This is a genomic window from Caulobacter sp. SRI_014 (genome assembly GCF_057586315.1).
On sequence record NZ_JBYCZQ010000001.1, the window covers coordinates 525,435 to 541,753 of the forward strand.

At 67.3% G+C, this 16,319-nt stretch carries 15 protein-coding genes and 1 pseudogene; 6 read left to right on the plus strand and 10 right to left on the minus strand.

Annotated features, from left to right (window positions below; genetic code table 11):
• Positions 1 to 110: 110 nt before the first annotated feature.
• The 3 genes from AC2YG9_RS02865 to AC2YG9_RS02875 all read right to left on the minus strand — a co-directional run bounded on the left by AC2YG9_RS02865 (position 111) and on the right by AC2YG9_RS02875 (position 3,670).
• Complete coding sequence (locus AC2YG9_RS02865; RefSeq protein WP_487296912.1) at positions 111 to 1,325, minus strand: M16 family metallopeptidase; 1,215 nt, start codon at positions 1,323 to 1,325, stop codon at positions 111 to 113.
• 202 nt (positions 1,326 to 1,527) lie between these two features.
• A complete protein-coding gene (gene thrC, locus AC2YG9_RS02870; protein ID WP_487296408.1) occupies positions 1,528 to 2,934 on the minus strand; it encodes a threonine synthase in 1,407 nt (468 codons plus the stop codon).
• Positions 2,935 to 2,941: 7 nt separating this feature from the next.
• Entirely contained in the window at positions 2,942 to 3,670 is a 729-nt protein-coding gene (locus tag AC2YG9_RS02875) for an SURF1 family protein (RefSeq protein ID WP_487296409.1), read from the minus strand.
• Positions 3,671 to 3,693: 23 nt separating this feature from the next.
• Here AC2YG9_RS02875 and AC2YG9_RS02880 point away from each other — a divergent pair.
• Positions 3,694 to 3,791: pseudogene (locus AC2YG9_RS02880) on the plus strand (hypothetical protein); the annotation flags it as partial.
• A 20-nt stretch (positions 3,792 to 3,811) separates the two neighbouring features.
• Here the strand turns inward: AC2YG9_RS02880 and AC2YG9_RS02885 are convergent.
• The 7 genes from AC2YG9_RS02885 to coxB form a co-directional block, all read right to left on the minus strand.
• Positions 3,812 to 4,174 carry a DUF983 domain-containing protein gene (locus AC2YG9_RS02885; RefSeq protein WP_487296410.1) on the minus strand — a complete coding sequence of 121 codons (363 nt, stop codon included), beginning with the start codon at positions 4,172 to 4,174 and terminating at the stop codon, positions 3,812 to 3,814.
• Positions 4,174 to 5,052 (minus strand): cytochrome c oxidase subunit 3, encoded by an 879-nt coding sequence (locus AC2YG9_RS02890; protein ID WP_487296411.1) that lies wholly within the window; start codon positions 5,050 to 5,052, stop codon positions 4,174 to 4,176. Before AC2YG9_RS02890 ends, AC2YG9_RS02885 begins: the two co-directional genes overlap by 1 nt.
• A gap of 66 nt (positions 5,053 to 5,118) precedes the next feature.
• Positions 5,119 to 5,739, minus strand: coding sequence for a cytochrome c oxidase assembly protein (locus AC2YG9_RS02895; protein ID WP_487296412.1), 621 nt, complete (start codon positions 5,737 to 5,739; stop codon positions 5,119 to 5,121).
• A complete protein-coding gene (locus tag AC2YG9_RS02900; RefSeq protein ID WP_487296413.1) occupies positions 5,720 to 5,905 on the minus strand; it encodes a hypothetical protein in 186 nt (61 codons plus the stop codon). The genes AC2YG9_RS02895 and AC2YG9_RS02900 overlap by 20 nt, the downstream gene beginning before the upstream one ends.
• Positions 5,902 to 6,870 carry a heme o synthase gene (gene cyoE / locus AC2YG9_RS02905; RefSeq protein WP_487296414.1) on the minus strand — a complete coding sequence of 323 codons (969 nt, stop codon included), beginning with the start codon at positions 6,868 to 6,870 and terminating at the stop codon, positions 5,902 to 5,904. The genes AC2YG9_RS02900 and cyoE overlap by 4 nt, the downstream gene beginning before the upstream one ends.
• Before the next feature lie 97 nt (positions 6,871 to 6,967).
• On the minus strand, positions 6,968 to 8,617 hold the full coding sequence (ctaD, locus tag AC2YG9_RS02910) for a cytochrome c oxidase subunit I (protein ID WP_487296415.1): 1,650 nt from the start codon (positions 8,615 to 8,617) through the stop codon (positions 6,968 to 6,970).
• Positions 8,618 to 8,634: 17 nt separating this feature from the next.
• Positions 8,635 to 9,555, minus strand: coding sequence for a cytochrome c oxidase subunit II (coxB, locus tag AC2YG9_RS02915; protein WP_487296416.1), 921 nt, complete (start codon positions 9,553 to 9,555; stop codon positions 8,635 to 8,637).
• A gap of 319 nt (positions 9,556 to 9,874) precedes the next feature.
• Between coxB and AC2YG9_RS02920 the strand changes: the two genes are divergently transcribed.
• The 5 genes from AC2YG9_RS02920 (at position 9,875) to AC2YG9_RS02940 (ending at position 16,142) form a co-directional block, all read left to right on the plus strand.
• Entirely contained in the window at positions 9,875 to 10,204 is a 330-nt protein-coding gene (locus AC2YG9_RS02920; RefSeq protein WP_487296417.1) for a PadR family transcriptional regulator, read from the plus strand.
• On the plus strand, positions 10,201 to 10,764 hold the full coding sequence (locus AC2YG9_RS02925) for a DUF1700 domain-containing protein (protein ID WP_487296418.1): 564 nt from the start codon (positions 10,201 to 10,203) through the stop codon (positions 10,762 to 10,764). Before AC2YG9_RS02920 ends, AC2YG9_RS02925 begins: the two co-directional genes overlap by 4 nt.
• Before the next feature lie 14 nt (positions 10,765 to 10,778).
• Positions 10,779 to 11,561, plus strand: a complete 783-nt coding sequence (locus AC2YG9_RS02930) for a GIN domain-containing protein (protein ID WP_487296419.1) — start codon at positions 10,779 to 10,781, stop codon at positions 11,559 to 11,561.
• A gap of 70 nt (positions 11,562 to 11,631) precedes the next feature.
• Positions 11,632 to 13,062, plus strand: a complete 1,431-nt coding sequence (gene tldD, locus AC2YG9_RS02935; protein ID WP_487296420.1) for a metalloprotease TldD — start codon at positions 11,632 to 11,634, stop codon at positions 13,060 to 13,062.
• Positions 13,063 to 14,036: 974 nt separating this feature from the next.
• Complete coding sequence (locus AC2YG9_RS02940; protein ID WP_487296421.1) at positions 14,037 to 16,142, plus strand: TonB-dependent receptor plug domain-containing protein; 2,106 nt, start codon at positions 14,037 to 14,039, stop codon at positions 16,140 to 16,142.
• The last annotated feature ends 177 nt before the right edge of the window (positions 16,143 to 16,319 follow it).

Consider the following 16,319-nt stretch of genomic DNA (forward strand, 5'->3'; position numbering starts at 1 on the left):
GTGGTCTGGGCGCGGGGAATGTAGGTGCGTTTGAGGGCGATGGCGCCTACGGCGACCGGTCGGCCGGGAAAGGCGTGAAACCGGGGGTTTGAATTTTACCCGGAGTAAATTCAGGCCGCCTTCAGCGCTTCAGCGAAAGCATCCACCGCCCCAAGCGAAGCCTTCGAACCGAGCACCGAACCGGCCACCAGGCCCGGCTCCAGGAAGCGAGCGCCGACACGGGCGATATCGGCGGCAGTGACGGCGTCGATGGCTTCGGCGATTTCGCCGGCGGCGAACAGGCGCTGGAACAGCAGGGCCTGGCCGGCGGAGGTCTCGGCGCGGGACAGCGGCTGTTCCCGGGCCATGAACAGATGGGCCTTCAGCTGGGCCTTGGCGCGGGCCAGTTCGGCCTCGCCGACCGACGAGGCCAGGGCGACGGTTTCACGGGCGGCGACCTGGGCCAGGGGTTCGGCGTTCCCGGCGGCGCAGCCGGCATAGATGCCGAGCATGCCGGCATCGGCGTAGGTGTCGCTCCAGGCGTCGATGGCGTAGGCGAGGCCCCGGTTCTCGCGGGCTTCCTGGAACAGGCGCGAGGACATGCCGCCGCCCAGCATCTCGACGAACAGGCGCAGGGCGAAGTAGTCGTCGTCCTTGGCGCCGAAGGCGGGGAGCAGCAGGACGAGATGGGCCTGTTCGAGGCGGCGCAGCTTGGCGGCGCGGCCGGGGGCGAAGACCGGTGCGGGCGGCGTGGGCGCGCCCTGGCCCGCCGGCTGCGCGCCGAAGGCGGTTTCGGCCAGGCGGAGCAGCTCGTCCTCGTCGACGGCCCCGGCGGCGCTGATCACCAGACGGTCGGGGGCGTAGAGGGCGGCGCGCCAGGCCTCCATGGCGGAGACATCGGCGGGTTTCAGTGTTCTGGGCGTGCCGAGGATCGGGCGGCCATGCGGCTGGTCGGGATAGGCGCCTTGCTGAGCCAGTTCGAAGACCAGGTCGTCGGGGGTGTCGGCGGCCTCGGCAATCTCCTGGGCGACGACGGACTTTTCCTTGGCCAGGTCGCCGGCGTCGAGGGTCGGGCGCAGGACGAGGTCCGACAGGATGTCCATGCCGAGCGCTGCGCCGCCCTTGAGCGCGCGGATCTGGAAACTGGTCCGCTCATAGCCGGTGGCGGCGTTGACCTGACCGCCGGCGCTTTCGACCACCTCGACGATCTCGCGGGCGGTGCGCGAGCCGGCGCCCTTGAAGACCATGTGTTCGAGCAGGTGCGACCAGCCGGAGCGGTGCAGGTCTTCGCTGGCGGCGCCGCGGCCGGCGACGACGCTGAGGGCCAGGGTTTCGAGGCCCGGCATGGGGTCACAGATGACGCGGACGCCGTTGGGGAGGGTGTGGATGCGGGGGGTGGTCACCAGGTTTTCCCAATCCCCGTCATCCCGGCCGCAGCGAAGCGGAGAGCCGGGACCCAGGGGCAGCCGTCGGCGCTGGTGGCCCCTGGGTCCCGGGTCGCCCTGCGGGCGCCCGGGATGACGGAAGGAGGTATGTCTTGGGCCGGAATCATTTCCCCGCGAAACTCCGGACATAGTCCATGACCACGGCGGCGTCGGCGGGCAGGCGGTCGAAGCGTTCGGGCTTGCTCTCGAGGCCCCGGTCGGCGCGCGGGAAGGTCGGGGTGACGCCCGTGGCGGCGCTGACGGCTTCAGGGAACTTGGCCGGGTGGGCGGTGGAGAGGACGATCAGCGGGACGGCGTCGCTCGACAGGGTGGTGCGCTTGGCGGCGCTGATGGCCACGGCGGTGTGGGGGTCGATCAGGCGGCCGGTCTCGTTCAGCGTGGCCAGCATGGCGCGGCTGGTATCGGCCTCGCCCGTCGAGGCGCCGCCGAACAGCTCGCGCATGGTCCCCAGCGCTCCTGGGGGGATGTCGATGACGCCGGTCTCGGTGAAGGCGCGGAAGGCGCGGCCGGTCTCCAGCCCGTCGCGGCGGACGGCCTCGAAATAGAGGCGCTCGAAGTTGGAGGCGACCTGGATGTCCATGGCCGGGCTCTGGGTGGCGGCGACGTTGCCGCGCGAATAGCGGCCGTCCTCGAAGGCGCGGGCCATGATGTCGTTGCTGTTGGTGGCGACGAGGATCTTCTCGACCGGCAGGCCCATCTTCACCGCCACATAGGCGGCGAAGGCGTCGCCGAAGTTGCCGGTCGGCACGGCGAAGGCGACCTTGCGATGCGGCGCGCCGAGCGCCACGGCGGTGGTGAAGTAGTAGACCGCCTGGGCGGCGATACGGGCGAAGTTGATCGAGTTGACGGCCGAGAGATCGACGGCTTTCGCGAACTGGCCATCGGCGAACATGGCCTTGAGGATGGCCTGGCAGTCGTCGAAGCTGCCCTGCAGGGACAGGTTGGCGACGTTCTTGTCCTCGACGGTCGTCATGAACCGGCGCTGCACCTCGCTGATGCGGCCTTCCGGGAACATGGCGACGATGCGGACATTGTTGCGGCCGCGGAAAGCCTCGACGGCGGCGCCGCCCGTGTCGCCGCTGGTGGCGCAGACGATGGTCAGGGTGCGGCCCTTGGCGCCCAGGATATGGTCGTACAGCCGCGAGAGCAGCTGCATGGCGACGTCCTTGAAGGCCAGGGTCGGGCCGTGGAACAGCTCGGCGAGCCAGAGGCCCGGGCCAAGCTGGGTGACCGGGCAGGTGGCGGCGTGGGCGAAGGTCCCGTAGGCCTCGGCGCACATCTCTTCCAGCACGGCGGGCGCGATCTCGCCGTCGGCGAACTTGCCGATCACGGCGGCGGCCACTTTTGCATAGGGCTGGCCGGCGAAGGCGGCGATTTCTTCAGGGCTGAAGGTCGGCCAGGTCTCGGGCACATAGAGGCCGCCATCGGGCGCCAGGCCGGCAAGCACCGCGTCGAGGAAGCCTATGGGCTGGGCCGCCGAATCGCCGGCGCGCGTCGAGACGTATTTCATAGGGATCTCAGGGGGCCTTGAACCTGCGCCAGAGCATGGCGGCGTAGATGGCGAGCAGCGCCCCGGCCAGGCCGTACCAGGTCAGGGCGTACTCGAGATGGCGGTTGGGGATGTCGGGCGGCGTCGGGGCCGGTTCCAGATCGGTGGCGGCCGGGGTCTCCGAGACCACCGAAACGTAGAGGTCGGACGCGCCGCCCAAAGACGGACTTTGCCCGGTGACGGCGGCCATGGCGGCCGTGTCGCGGGCGCGGACGCGGAAGCCGCCGGTGATCTTCTCCGGCGCCGAAGGCGCGAGGCTGGAGGCCGGGGCGACCAGGCGAACGATGCCGACCACCGATTGCGGGGCGGGCAAGGCTGGGATGGCGGTCGGCTCGACGACCCCGTCCATGGCGTGGAGGACGCCGCGCTCCAGGGCGATGGTCTGGCCCGCCAGGCGGCAGGGGGCGACGACCCTCCAGGCGATCTCGCCGTCGAACAGGCCGTAGAGGATGGCCGGCGCGCCAGCGGTGGCTGGCTGGCAGGTCATCTGGACCTTGCGCCACTCGACGCTCTTGCCGGCCGCCTTGAGGCGCAGGATGTCGTCGATGGGGACCGGGGCCGCGGTCTGGGCCGCCGCGATGTCGGCGATGAGTTTCGCCTTCCAGTTCAGCCGCTGAACCTGCCAGGTCCCGAGCACGATCAGGATGACCAGGCTGATCGCCACGGCGATGGTCAGCCCGATGGGAAAGCGCTTCATGCCGCGTGTCCCAACACATCCGTCATCCCGGCCGTAGCGAAGCGGAGAGCCGGGACCCAGGGGCCACTACAACGCACGGCCGCCCCTGGGTCCCGGGTCGCCCTGCGGGCGCCCGGGATGACGGAAAGGGGGGTGGAGTGATTATCGCCGGACATCGTCACGTCCAGCTTCACTGGCCTTGTTCGCGAACTGGGCCGCCATCATCAGGCCCTTCATCGGCCGCAGCAGGCCGAGCACGACCAGCACGGTCAGCGGCAACCACACCACCAGCAGAACCCAGATCGGCGGGTTGAAGGCGATCATGTGGAACATGGCCCCGAAGGCCATCAGGAAGCCGGCGATGAGGATGATGAAGACGGCGGGTCCGTCCCCGCTGTCGGCCTTCGCGAAAGTGGCGCCGCACGCATCACACGCCGGCGCCACCTTCAGGAAACCATCGAACAGGAACCCCTCGCCGCAGCGGGGGCAGCGACCGGCCGCCCCTGCCAGGTAAGGGTTGGCCACTAGAGCGTTCCGAAGATCACGTAGATGAAGGCGAACAGGAACAGCCACACCACGTCCACGAAGTGCCAGTACCAGGCCGCGGCTTCGAAGCCGAAGTGCTGCTTGGGGCTGAAGCCGCCGCCCATCAGGCGCAGCAGGCAGATGAACAGGAAGATGGTGCCGACCAGCACGTGGAAGCCGTGGAAGCCGGTGGCCATGAAGAAGGCCGAGCCGTAGAGGCCCGAGTTGGCGGCTTCTTCCGAGTAGAACAGCTTCTCATGCAGGATGTGCTGGTACTCGTAGGCCTGGATGGCGGTGAACAGCACCCCAAGGATGACGGTCAGGATCAGGCCGGTGCGGGCCGCCTTGCGGTCGCCCTGCTGCAGCGCGTGGTGCGCCCAGGTGACCGTGGTGCCCGAGAGCAGCAGGGTCAGGGTGTTGACCAGCGGCAGATGCATGGCCGGGACCAGCTCGACGCCCTTGGGCGGCCACTGCTTCCAGGCCTCGGCGACGCCTTCGAAGTTGCCGACCATCGGGGTCAGAGTGCGGTGTTCCCAGAACAGCGCGCCTTCGAAGAAGATCCAGAACCAGGCGACGAAGAACATCACTTCCGAAGCGATGAACAGGATCATGCCGTAGCGCAGGCCGATGGCCACGACCGGGGTGTGGTCGCCGGCGTTGGCTTCCTTGGTCACGTCCATCCACCAGCCGAGCATGGTGTGCAGCACCATGGCGAAGCCGAGCGCGGCGACGAGCCAGTTGCCCTTCTCCAGACCGAACAGGCCCTTCATGCCGATGACCGCGCCGATCATCATGACCGTGGCGGCGAACGAGCCGTACAGGGGCCAGATGCTGGGGTTGACCAGGTGGTAGTCGTGCTTGACGGCGCCGTGAGCCATGTCTCTAGAGCCCTGCCCTTCTCAATTCTTCAGACTCGGCGCCGCACCGCGACGTCGGATGGTTGCCTATAGCCCCGCCTTGGCCGCGCCGCCAAGAGGCGATGCGGGCTCAGAGGCCTTGGCTTGTTGGGATTCGACCGGGAAGAAGGTGTAGCTGAGGGTGACCTCCTGCTTGCCCTTCGTCTCGAAGTCGGTGGCGAATTGCGGATCGACGAAATAGACCACCGGAAACTCGACCGTCTGGCCGGGCTGGATGGTCTGGTCGTTGAAGCAGAAGCATTCGAGCTTCTGGAAATAGGCGCCGGCCGATTCCGGCACGACGTTGTAGCTGGCGCGGCCGGTGACCGGCGTCTTGCCGTGGTTGGTGACCTTGTAGAAGGCCAGGCCCGTGGCCCCGATCTTGACCTCCTGCGTCACCTGGCTGGGCTTGAAGTCCCAGGGCAGGTCGCGGACGTTGGCGTCGAAGCGGATCAGGAGCTTGCGGTCCAGCACCTGGGCCGGCGCGGCCTCGGCCTTGCGGATGGTGCCGTCGAAGCCGGTCAGCTGGCAAAAGGCGCGGTACAGCGGGACCGACGCATAGGCGGCGCCGACCATGCCGAACAGGCCGATCGCGCAGTAGATGGCGATCCGCGCGTTGCGCTTGGCCAGATCCCTGGCCTGGGGGTCCTTAGAGGGGACGGTTTGCAATGGCCCCTCCCATCTTCAGCACGGTGACGACGTAAACCAGGATGATGAAGCCGACGAGGCCGAGCGCGATGGCGATGTTGCGCTTGCGCTGGGCGGCCTTGGCCGCGGCCTGCTCGGCGGGCGTCAGGGGCTTCTGCGGTGCGGGAAAGCTCGGCTGGTCGGTCATTGCGTCAGCCCCAAAAGGCGCTCGGCCGCCAGGGTGGCGAACATCGCGAACAGATAGAGGATGGAGAAGGCGAACAGGTTGCGGGCGTCGGCCGCCCCGGCCTTCACATCGTAGAGCTCCGGGGTGTTGCGCGGGTCGGCGCCTTCGCCGGCATGGCTGCGGTAGAGGCGCCAGGCCAGCAGCAGGAAGACCAGGCCGCCAAGGCCCGAAACCGCCAGGTAGGCGTAGCCGCCGAGTCCGGTGAAGAAGGGCGCGACGCAGACCGGGATCAGCAGCAGCGAATAGATCATCACCTGCAGGCGGGTGGATTTGGCGCCCTTGACCACCGGCATCATCGGCACGCCGGCCTTGGCGTAGTCCTGGCTGGTGTAGAGCGACAGGGCCCAGAAGTGGGGCGGGGTCCACATGAAGATGATCAGCACCAGCAGCCAGGCGTTCGCCGGGGCGGTCCCGGAGGCCGCGGCCCAGCCGATCGCGGGCGGAAGCGCCCCGGCAAGTCCACCGATGACGATGTTCTGGGCCGTCCAGCGCTTCAGCCACATGGTGTAGACCACCGCGTAGAAGAAGATGGTGAAGGCCAGCAGGCCGGCCGCCAGCCAGTTGGTGGTCATGCCGAGCAGCATGACCGACAGCAGGGTCAGGACAACGCCGAGGCCCAGCGCGTCGGCCCCCTGGACCTTGCCCGCCGGAACGGGGCGGCCCTGGGTGCGGCGCATGATGCTGTCGATGTCGGCGTCGTACCACATGTTGAAGGCGGCCGAGGCGCCGGCCCCGACGGCGATGCAGAAGATGGCGACCGCCGCCAGCACCGGATTGATCGGCGCGCCCGAACAGATCAGGCCGACGAAGGCGGTGAACACCACCAGGCTCATCACCCGGGGCTTCATCAGCTGGACATAGTCGCTCCACTGGCCGGGGGTCCGGTCGGTGGTCGCAACGTCCTCGATGGTGGTCTGCTTGGGCATACGGTGAACGCCGCGCGGAGGCGGCGGTCTTCCTTCTAAGGCGACACCGCCGCGCCCCTCCCCTTATGCCTGGGGCAGGACGCGGCGGGTCTGGTCACTAGTGGTGATCGGCTTCGATCACCGGGGGTTCGTTGAACTGGTGGAACGGCGGCGGCGAGGACAGGGTCCACTCCAGCGTCGTGGCGCCTTCGCCCCAGGGGTTGGCCTCGGCCTTGCGGCGGCGGACCATGGCCTCGATGAGCACCAGCAGGAAGACGCCGACGCCGACCAGGGTGATCACGTAGCCGATCGAGGAGACCTCGTTCCAGTAGGAGAAGCCGGTCGGGTAGTCCACGTAGCGGCGCGGCATGCCCTGGAGGCCCAGGAAGTGCTGCGGGAAGAACACGACGTTGACGCCGACGAACATGATCCAGAAGTGGGCCGCGCCGAGGAACTCGTTGTACTTCACGCCCCACATCTTCTCGAACCAGTAGTAGAAGCCGGCGAAGATCGCGAACACGGCCCCGAGGCTGAGCACGTAGTGGAAGTGGGCCACGACGTAGTAGGTGTCGTGCAGGCTGTAGTCGATGCCGGCGTTGGCCAGAACGACGCCGGTGACGCCGCCGACGGTGAACAGGAAGATGAAGCCGATCGCCCACAGCATGGGCGTCTTGAAGCTGATCGAACCGCCCCACATGGTGGCGATCCAGCTGAAGATCTTCACCCCGGTCGGCACGGCGATGACCATCGTCGCGGCCACGAAGTAGGCCCGCAGGTTGATGCCCATGCCCACGGTGTACATGTGGTGGGCCCAGACGATGAAGCCGACGAAGCCGATGGCGACCATGGCGTAGGCCATGGCGAGGTAGCCGAAGACGGGCTTCTTCGAGAAGGTCGAGACGATGTGGCTGATCATGCCGAACCCGGGCAGGATCAGGATGTACACTTCCGGGTGCCCGAAGAACCAGAACAGGTGCTGGAACATGACGGGATCGCCGCCGTTGGCGGGGTCGAAGAAGTGGGTCCCGAAGTTGCGGTCGGTCAGCAGCATGGTGATGGCGCCGGCCAGAACCGGCAGGGCCAGCAGCAGCAGGAAGACGGTGATCAGGATCGACCACACGAACAGCGGCATGCGGTGCAGGGTCATGCCCGGCGCGCGCATGTTGAAGATGGTGGTGATGAAGTTGATGGCGCCGAGGATCGAGCTGGCGCCGGCCAGGTGGAGCGAGAAGATCGCCAGGTCCATGGCCGGACCGGTATGGCCCGAGGTCGAGAGCGGCGGATAGATGGTCCAGCCGCCGCCGAAGCCCTTGCCGGGCCCGCCGTCGCTGAACATCGACATGACCAGCAGGATCCAGGCGGCGATCAGCAGCCAGAACGAGATGTTGTTCATCCGCGGGAAGGCCATGTCCGGCGCGCCGATCATGATCGGCACGAACCAGTTGCCGAAGCCCCCGATCATCGCCGGCATGACCATGAAGAAGATCATGATCAGGGCGTGGGCGGTGACCACGGCGTTATAGCCGTGCTTGGACTGCTCGATCAGGCCGAGCAGATGGACCGACGAGCCTTCCTTGAAGATCTGGATGCCCGGCTCGGCCAGTTCCCAGCGGATCAGGCCGGAGAGGGCGCCACCCACCAGGCCCGCCATGATGGCGAACAGGATGTAGAGGGTGCCGATGTCCTTGTGGTTGGTCGACAGGAACCAGCGGGTGAAGAAACCCGGGATGTGTTCGGCGTCGTCATGTGCGGCGGCAGCGTGAGCCATCGTATCGGTACCTGCGATCAGAGCTTGGCAGCCGGCGCCGGAGCGGGCGCGGCGGCAGCCGGAGTAGCGGTGGGGGTCGCGGCAGGAGCCGCGCCGGCGGCGGGCGCACCGGCGGCCGGAGTGGCCGCGGGCGCCGGCGGAGCCTTCTTGGAAGCAACCCAGGCGTCGAAGTCAGCCTGAGACACGACCTTGATCTCGATGGGCATGAAGGCGTGATCAACGCCGCACAGCTCCGAGCACTGGCCGTAGTAGGTGCCTTCCTTCTCGGCCTTGAACCAGGTTTCGTTCAGGCGACCCGGGACGGCGTCGGTCTTCAGACCAAAGGCCGGCAGGGCGAAGGCGTGGATGACATCGACGGCGGTGACCTGGACGCGGACGACCTTGTTCACCGGCACGACCAGCGGCTCCGAGGCCTTCAGGCGGTACAGGCTGGCCGGCAGGCCGGCCTTGGCGACGTCTTCCTCGGCCATCATGGTCGAGGTGATCTCACCGATCTCCTGGTCGGGGTACTCATAGCCCCAGTACCACTGGTAGCCGGTGGCCTTGACCGTGAGGTCGACCTTCGGGGTGTCGTGGTACTCGAACAGCAGGCGGAAGCTGAAGATGGCGATGACCATCAGGATCAGCACCGGCACCAGGGTCCAGACGATCTCGAGCAGGGTGTTGTGGCTGAACTTGGCCGGGACCGGGTTGGCCTTGGCGTTGTAGCGGACGGCGATCCACAGCAGCAGGCCCAGCACGAACAGGCTGATCGCGATGATCACTGGCAACAGGATCACGTCGTGGAAGAAATGGGCGTGGTGCTTCAGCGGCGAAGCCGCCGGCTGCAGGCCCAGAGCCCCGTCGGTGGGTTGCCCCATCAAATCCACGGCCAGAGCGGGCGCCGCCATCAAAACGCTGGTCAGCCCGGCCCCGAGGGCCGTCGCGAGCCAACGCATCCCCTTAACCTTCGCCTTCATAAGCCTCACGTCCGTTGGGGCCGACAGAATCCATCGACCGTCTTTTCTGACTGGGAAAGCGCATAGCCCGGCCTGCATCCCGCACGCCAGCCTAAAGCACCCGCCCATTCGCCAATTATCGGGCCGGTGCATAGGCGTTGCCACGGCTTTCGGCAAGCGTTCGGGGGAGGTTCGAGCCTAGTTGCGAGACGCTCGCAATCATCCCTCAAATCCACCTTACTAAGATGTAATAATAGGTACCTTGCCACGCACACTACTGGTCGATACAAGGGAGCCATCAACAAGGACGGGGAACGCCGTGCCAGACATCATCGAACCACAACTGAAGAAGGGCGTCCTGGCCCTCTGCGTGCTGGCATTGCTCAGCAAGGCGGACGGCTACGCCTATGACATCGCCAGCCGCCTGGCCTCGGCCATCGATATGGGGGAAGGCACCATCTACCCCCTGATGCGCCGGCTGCAGGGCGACGGCCTGGTGGAGACCTACCTGGTGGAATCACCGGCCGGTCCGCCGCGCAAATACTACCGCCTGACCGAAGCCGGCCGCGCCAGCTTCACCCAGCAGAAGGCCGACTGGTCGTCCTTCTCCACGGCGGTGAACAACATCATTCTGGGAGAGGGGCAATGACCAGAGCTGAATTCATGGCCAGGCTGCGACGCGGCCTGAGCGCGCTCAGCCTGAACGCGCAGACAGAGATCACCGCCGACTACGAGGCCCACTTCACCGACGCCGCGGCGGCGGGCCGCAGTGAAGAGGAAGCGGCCGCCGCGCTCGGCGATCCCGACCGCCTGGCCCGCGAACTGCGCGCCGAGTACGGGCTGAAGGCCTGGGAAGACAAGAAGAGCCCGCGCAATGCGACCGGGGCGATCCTCGCCCTTCTCGGCCTCGGCGCCATCGACATTCTCATCCTCGCGCCGATCCTGTTCAGCATCATCAGCGTCTTCTTCTCGATCGCCATGGTCGTGATCATGGCCTTCATCATGGGCGGGGTCGTGATGATCGGCGGGCCGATCGTCGGCTACGCCGGCGGCGCGGGCATCGCCTTCCTGGCCGGCCTCGGCCTCGTCGGCGCCTCCACCTGCATCGGCGCCCTGACCATCATGGCCGGCGTCGGCCTGGTGAACTTCCTGGTCTGGTACGCCAGGCTGCACTTCCGGCTGCTGAAGCCGGCCATCGATCAGGCCTAAGGGGAGCAACAGCCATGATCCGCACACTTGCCATCATCGCCGGCGCGGGGTTCCTGACCTTCGTTGTCTGCCTCACCTCGGTCATCGCCCTGGGCGGTCCGGAAATCGTCCGCGACGGGTTCGTCATCCCGGCCGTTCTCGAACGCATCGAACAGGGCGACGACTACGTCGGCCCCGACACCCCGAAGGTCGACAAGACCTTCGAATGGACGGGGACCGATGAACTGACCGTCGATCTGGCGGCCGATGTCACCCTGGTCGAAGGCGACAAGCCCGGCGTGGTCGTCACCGGCCTGCAGCGCGACGTCGACAGGGTCCGCGTCGAAGGCGGCCGCATCTTCTGGCAGGACGGGGCCCGGCGTGAACGTCACATCGTCTGGCACGACGACCGGGGCCTGAAGATCGTCGTCACCGCGCCGAAGGTCAGCAAGGTCACCATCAACGGCTCGGGCGACGTGACCCTGAAGGACTACAAGCAGCCGGCTCTGGCCATCAACATCGCCGGCAGCGGTGACGTGGATGGACGCGGCGCCACCGACCAGCTGACCGTCGATGTCCGCGGCTCCGGCGACGTCGACCTGCGCTATCTGCAGGCCAGGACCGCCTCGCTGACCATCGCCGGCAGCGGCGACATCAACGCCGACGCCACCGACGCGGCGGTCATCAAGGTCTCGGGCAGCGGCGACGTCACCCTGAGCCGCACCCCGGTGAAGCTCGAACAGGATGTGGCCGGCAGCGGCGATGTCTATGTCGGCGGGCGCACCGTGACGCCGGGCGAGGACGAAGACGGGCAATGATCGCCACCATTCGTCACACAGTTTGGAGGGACGGGGTGACGAACGCCCCGTCCCTCCTTACGTTCAGGGGATGAGCCTCCCCGCCCTTGCCCCCTCCCTTCTTGACGCCGCCGGTGTCGAGACCGATCGCGCCCGTTCCATCCTCGCCGACGCGCTGCATGACGCCGACGATGGCGAGCTGTTCCTCGAGCACAGCGAGAGCGAGGCCTTCCTGTTCGACGACGGCCGGCTGAAGACCGCGTCGTACGATTCGGGCGAAGGCTTCGGCCTGCGGGTCGTGGCCGGCGAGACGGCCGGCTACGCCCACGCCAGCGAGATCAGCGAGGCCGCCTTCGGCCGCGCCGCCGATTCGGCCAAGCTGGCCAAGCGCGGCTACAGCGGCGTCGCCGCCGAGGGCCCGCGCAGCACCAACATCCGCCTCTACGGCGAGGACAACCCGGTCGCTTCCCCCGGCTTCTCGGAGAAGGTCGCCCTGCTCCAGGAGATCGACGCCTTCGCCCGGGCCCGCGATTCGCGCATCGTCCAGGTCACCGCCTCGATGGCCGGCGAGCGCCGCGTCGTCGAGATCCTGCGGGCCGATGGCCGCCTCGTGCGCGACGTGCGGCCGCTGAGCCGCGTCAACGTCCAGATCGTCGTCGAGAAGGACGGCCGCCGCGAGACCGGCACCTCGGGGGCCGGCGGCCGCGCCGGCTTCGAGACCTGGATCACTCCGGAGAGCTGGCAGGGCCAGGTCGACGAGGCCCTGCGCCAGGCCCTGGTCAATCTGGAAGCCATCGACTGCCCGGCCGGCGAGATGGACGTGGTCCTTGGCCCGGGCTGGAACGGCGTGCTTCTGCACGAGGCGGTCGGCCACGGCCTGGAAGGCGACTTCAACCGCAAGGGCATCAGCGCCTTCTCCGGCCGCGTCGGCGAGCGCGTCGCCGCGCCGGGCGTCACCGTCGTCGATGACGGCACCCTGCCCGGCCGCCGCGGCAGTCTGACCGTCGATGACGAGGGCACCCCGACCGAGCGCACCGTGCTGATCGAGGACGGCATCCTCACCGGCTACATGCACGACCGCCAGTCGGCCCGGCTGATGGACCTGACCCCGACCGGCAACGCCCGGCGCCAGTCCTACGCCCACATGCCCATGCCCCGGATGACCAACACCGTCATGCTGGGTGGGTCGCACACGCTGGAAGAGATGATCGCCTCGACCAAGCGCGGCCTTTACTGCGCCTCGCTCGGCGGCGGCCAGGTCGACATCACCAACGGCAAGTTCGTCTTCCAGTGCACCGAGGCCTACCTCATCGAAGACGGCCGCATCACCCACCCGGTCAAGGGCGCCACCCTGATCGGCGACGGTCCGAGCGCGCTCACGCGGGTGACCATGATCGGCAACGACTTCTCGCTGGATCCCGGCATCGGCGTCTGCGGCAAGGCGGGCCAGGGCGTGCCGGTGGGTGTGGGTCAGCCCAGCCTGAAGATCACGGGGCTGACGGTCGGCGGGACGGCTGTATAATCCCGGCGGGGTTGTGCTGGCACCTTCCAGCAGCCTTGACGGGGGTGCGGGTGAATAGGCCAAGCCGGAAGCCATTTAGGCCTGGCCACTTTCGGGCGGGGCGAGCAAGCTGCGGCGATGCCGACCGTGAGCCAAGCCGCCGTGATGCGTTTGATTGGATCACTCTTGTAGCTACGATCATCGGCGCATTCGTGGTCTGCGCCTCCATGGCCATAACGGCCTATCAAACCGCAATGACGCGAGAACAACTCGATAATGCCGTTGCTCAACAACGCGGGTGGCTTCGTGTCGAGACTACTCCAATAATAGACTTCGGGGTCATTCCAAACAGAGGCGCACAGGGTGTCTTTGAAATTCAGGTGACGAACGTCGGTAACCTTCCGGTTCGTGCTGCGTGGGTCAAGTCGCACCTTTACCCAATTCTTATGGGCCCACAGGGAAAAAGAACTCGGCCCGCAGGTTCTGTGCCAGCCGAGTGTGATGTCGACCCGCCAGAGGCGCACCGCGGACAAGCAGTCTTTCCCGGCGAAACCGTGCGGCTGATGGAGCAACTCCCACTCGCGAGCTGGGACGACATACAGTCCATAAAGAGGCACGGACCGGAATTCAGCCTCATGCTTCTCGTCTGCGTTCACTATCAAACCGGGGCTTCAAATGAAGTTCGCAGAACAAACGCCGCTTATGTCATTACGAAGGGAGAGGCGCCTGGAAAAATCGCCTTCGATGGGAGCGTCGAAATTGTTCCTAGAGAACAGCTGAGCCTTCGCCGACTGGGACTTGGCGAGATAGTGGAATAGATCGACCGGCGCCTTTGACGCATCGTCAGTGCGCGGCGCTGCCCTTCCCCACCTGATCACCGGCAACATTTCACAGATTTAATCTACATTTCAGGCTTGTAACGTGCCCCCGCCACGGGGCGCAGGCAGGTTGCCGCCACCTGACGGGCCGGGGGGCTCTGAAGGGGGAGAACCTGTATGAGCCCGTTTATCGCCTTGCTGGCGGCCGCGTCACCTGAAGTCATCGCCACGGCTGCCCCGGCGCCGGCGATCATGCTGTCCCAGGAAGCGGCGCCGGCCGCCGCCACCCCTGTCGCCAACCAGGGTGTCACCCCCTACCCGGCCAGCTTCTTCGCCGAAGCCTCGCCCAACTCGGCCATGGACATGATCGTCCGCATCCCCGGCTTCGCCTTCGACGGCGGCGACCAGGTGCGCGGTTACGGCGGCGCGGCCGGCAACGTGCTGGTCGACGGCCAGCGCAACGCGTCGAAGTCCGAGGGCCTAGAAGACTCCCTGCGCCGCATCCAGGCCAAGGACGTCGAGCGCATCGACATCATCCGCGGCGGCGCCCCCGGCATCGACATGCAGGGCAAGACCGTCATCGCCAACGTCATTCTGAAGAAGAACCGTGGCGGCAGCTGGCTGCTGGCCGTGGCCAACGCCATCCACCAGGACGGCCGCACCCAGCCGGCCTTCCGCTTCGAGGGCAGCGCTCCGGTCGGCCCGGGCACCTTCAACTGGTCCAACCTGGTCTACGTCGGCATCGACGACGGGGCCGGCGAAGGCGTCCAGCGCAGTGTCGATTCGGCCGGCCTGGTCACCCGCACCGCCTGGGACGAAACCGGCACCGGCCATGGCTATGACCTGAAGGCCGGCTGGAAGAGCCCGCTGTTCGGCGGCCGCGTCGCCGTCAACGCCCGCTACCACCCCGACACCTACAACTGGTCGCTCAACGCCTTCGACAACCCGCGCACCAGCCGCCTGTTCGTGGTCAAGGACCGCAACGAGCGTGTCGACGCCGAGTTCGGCGGCAGCTGGGAGGGCGACTTCGGCAAGGCCCGCTTCGAGGTCACCGCCCTGCAGACCGGCAGCGAGGTCGAGTTCTCCTCGCGCTTCGACGACGGGACCGACAGCGCCCTGTTCAGCGAAGAGGCCGAGCGAGGCGAGAGCATCGTGCGCGGCGCCCTGCGCTACACCTTCTCGCCCAACCTCATCGTCGAGGGCGGCGCCGAGGGGGCCTTCAACTTCCTCGACACCTCGACCGCCTATGAGGAGAACGGCCTGCCGGTCGTCCTGCCGCAGGCCAATGTGCGGGTGGAAGAGGAGCGCGGCGAGGCCTTCCTGACCGCCAACTGGCGCTGGAACCCCAAGTTCGCCGTCGAGGGCGGGCTGAAGGTCGAGGCCTCGACGATCAGCCAGTCGGGGGCGACGACCCTCTCGAAGGAGTTCACCTACTACAAGCCCCGGCTGATCGCGACCTGGTCGCCGACCGCCAGTGATCAGGTGCGCGTGCGCATCGAGCGCGAAGTCGGCCAGCTGAACTTCCGCGACTTCGCCAGCTCGATCTCGCTGTCGACCGGCGGCACGGTCACCGCCGGCGGAGCCGATCTGGAGCCCAGCAAGACCACGGTCTTCGAGGCCGCCTATGAGCGCAAGTTCTGGAAGGACGGCGCGGTCACGGTGAAGCTGACCCACGAGGAAATCACCGACGCCACCGACCGAATCCGGGTCACCGACATCACCGCCTGCCCGCTGGTCGCCGGTGTGCCCGACACCAGTGACCTCAGCTGCAACTTCGACGCCCCCGGCAACATCGGCGACGGCACCAACGACGAGCTGGAAATCGCCCTGACCCTGCCGCTCGGCAAGCTGGGCGTCCCCGGCGGCCTGCTGCGCGCCAATCTCGAATGGAGCAAGTCGGAGGTCACCGATCCGACCACCGGCGAGAAGCGCCGCATCAGCGGCCAGGCGCCCTTCGAATGGGAGATCCGCTTCTCGCAGGATCTGGCCAAGTACAAGACCCAGTGGGGAGTCGACGTCTTCGGCGCCTTCGAGGAGCGCTACTACCGCTTCGACCGCACCGACCAGCTGGAGCTGGAGACCTGGGTCACCCTGTACGCCGAGTACAAGCCCTATCCGGACCTGGCCATCCGCTTCGAGGCCCACAACCTGGCCGGCCGCGACCTGAAGTTCAGCCGCCAGCTCTACGACGCCCCGCGCGACACCGGCGCTGTCCGCTACAGCGAGGTGCGTCCGCTGGACTACCCGTCGTTCTTCTACATGCGGATCCGCAAGACGTTCTGAGCCAACTGCGCCAGGCGTCACCAAGCCCCGGTGACGCCGGCGACTAGGGGAGCGGCGCCCTGTCCTTCGAAGGCCGGTCGCGCCCAGGCGGTAGTCCCCCGCCAGACCAAGAGCCTTCAGTCCCGCTGGACAGGGCGCCGCTCCCCCTTCTCCTTCCCCTCAGCGAACCCGGCCAGT

Coding starts and splice junctions, on each gene's coding strand:
- AC2YG9_RS02865 (WP_487296912.1), bottom strand. CDS start 1,325: ATGCCGGGCCTCGAAACCCTGGCCCTCAGCGTCGTCGCCGGCCGCGGC.
- thrC (WP_487296408.1), bottom strand. CDS start 2,934: ATGAAATACGTCTCGACGCGCGCCGGCGATTCGGCGGCCCAGCCCATA.
- AC2YG9_RS02875 (WP_487296409.1), bottom strand. CDS start 3,670: ATGAAGCGCTTTCCCATCGGGCTGACCATCGCCGTGGCGATCAGCCTG.
- AC2YG9_RS02890 (WP_487296411.1), bottom strand. CDS start 5,052: ATGGCTCACGGCGCCGTCAAGCACGACTACCACCTGGTCAACCCCAGC.
- AC2YG9_RS02900 (WP_487296413.1), bottom strand. CDS start 5,905: ATGACCGACCAGCCGAGCTTTCCCGCACCGCAGAAGCCCCTGACGCCC.
- cyoE (WP_487296414.1), bottom strand. CDS start 6,870: ATGCCCAAGCAGACCACCATCGAGGACGTTGCGACCACCGACCGGACC.
- ctaD (WP_487296415.1), bottom strand. CDS start 8,617: ATGGCTCACGCTGCCGCCGCACATGACGACGCCGAACACATCCCGGGT.
- coxB (WP_487296416.1), bottom strand. CDS start 9,555: ATGCGTTGGCTCGCGACGGCCCTCGGGGCCGGGCTGACCAGCGTTTTG.
- AC2YG9_RS02925 (WP_487296418.1), top strand. CDS start 10,201: ATGACCAGAGCTGAATTCATGGCCAGGCTGCGACGCGGCCTGAGCGCG.
- AC2YG9_RS02930 (WP_487296419.1), top strand. CDS start 10,779: ATGATCCGCACACTTGCCATCATCGCCGGCGCGGGGTTCCTGACCTTC.
- tldD (WP_487296420.1), top strand. CDS start 11,632: ATGAGCCTCCCCGCCCTTGCCCCCTCCCTTCTTGACGCCGCCGGTGTC.
- AC2YG9_RS02940 (WP_487296421.1), top strand. CDS start 14,037: ATGAGCCCGTTTATCGCCTTGCTGGCGGCCGCGTCACCTGAAGTCATC.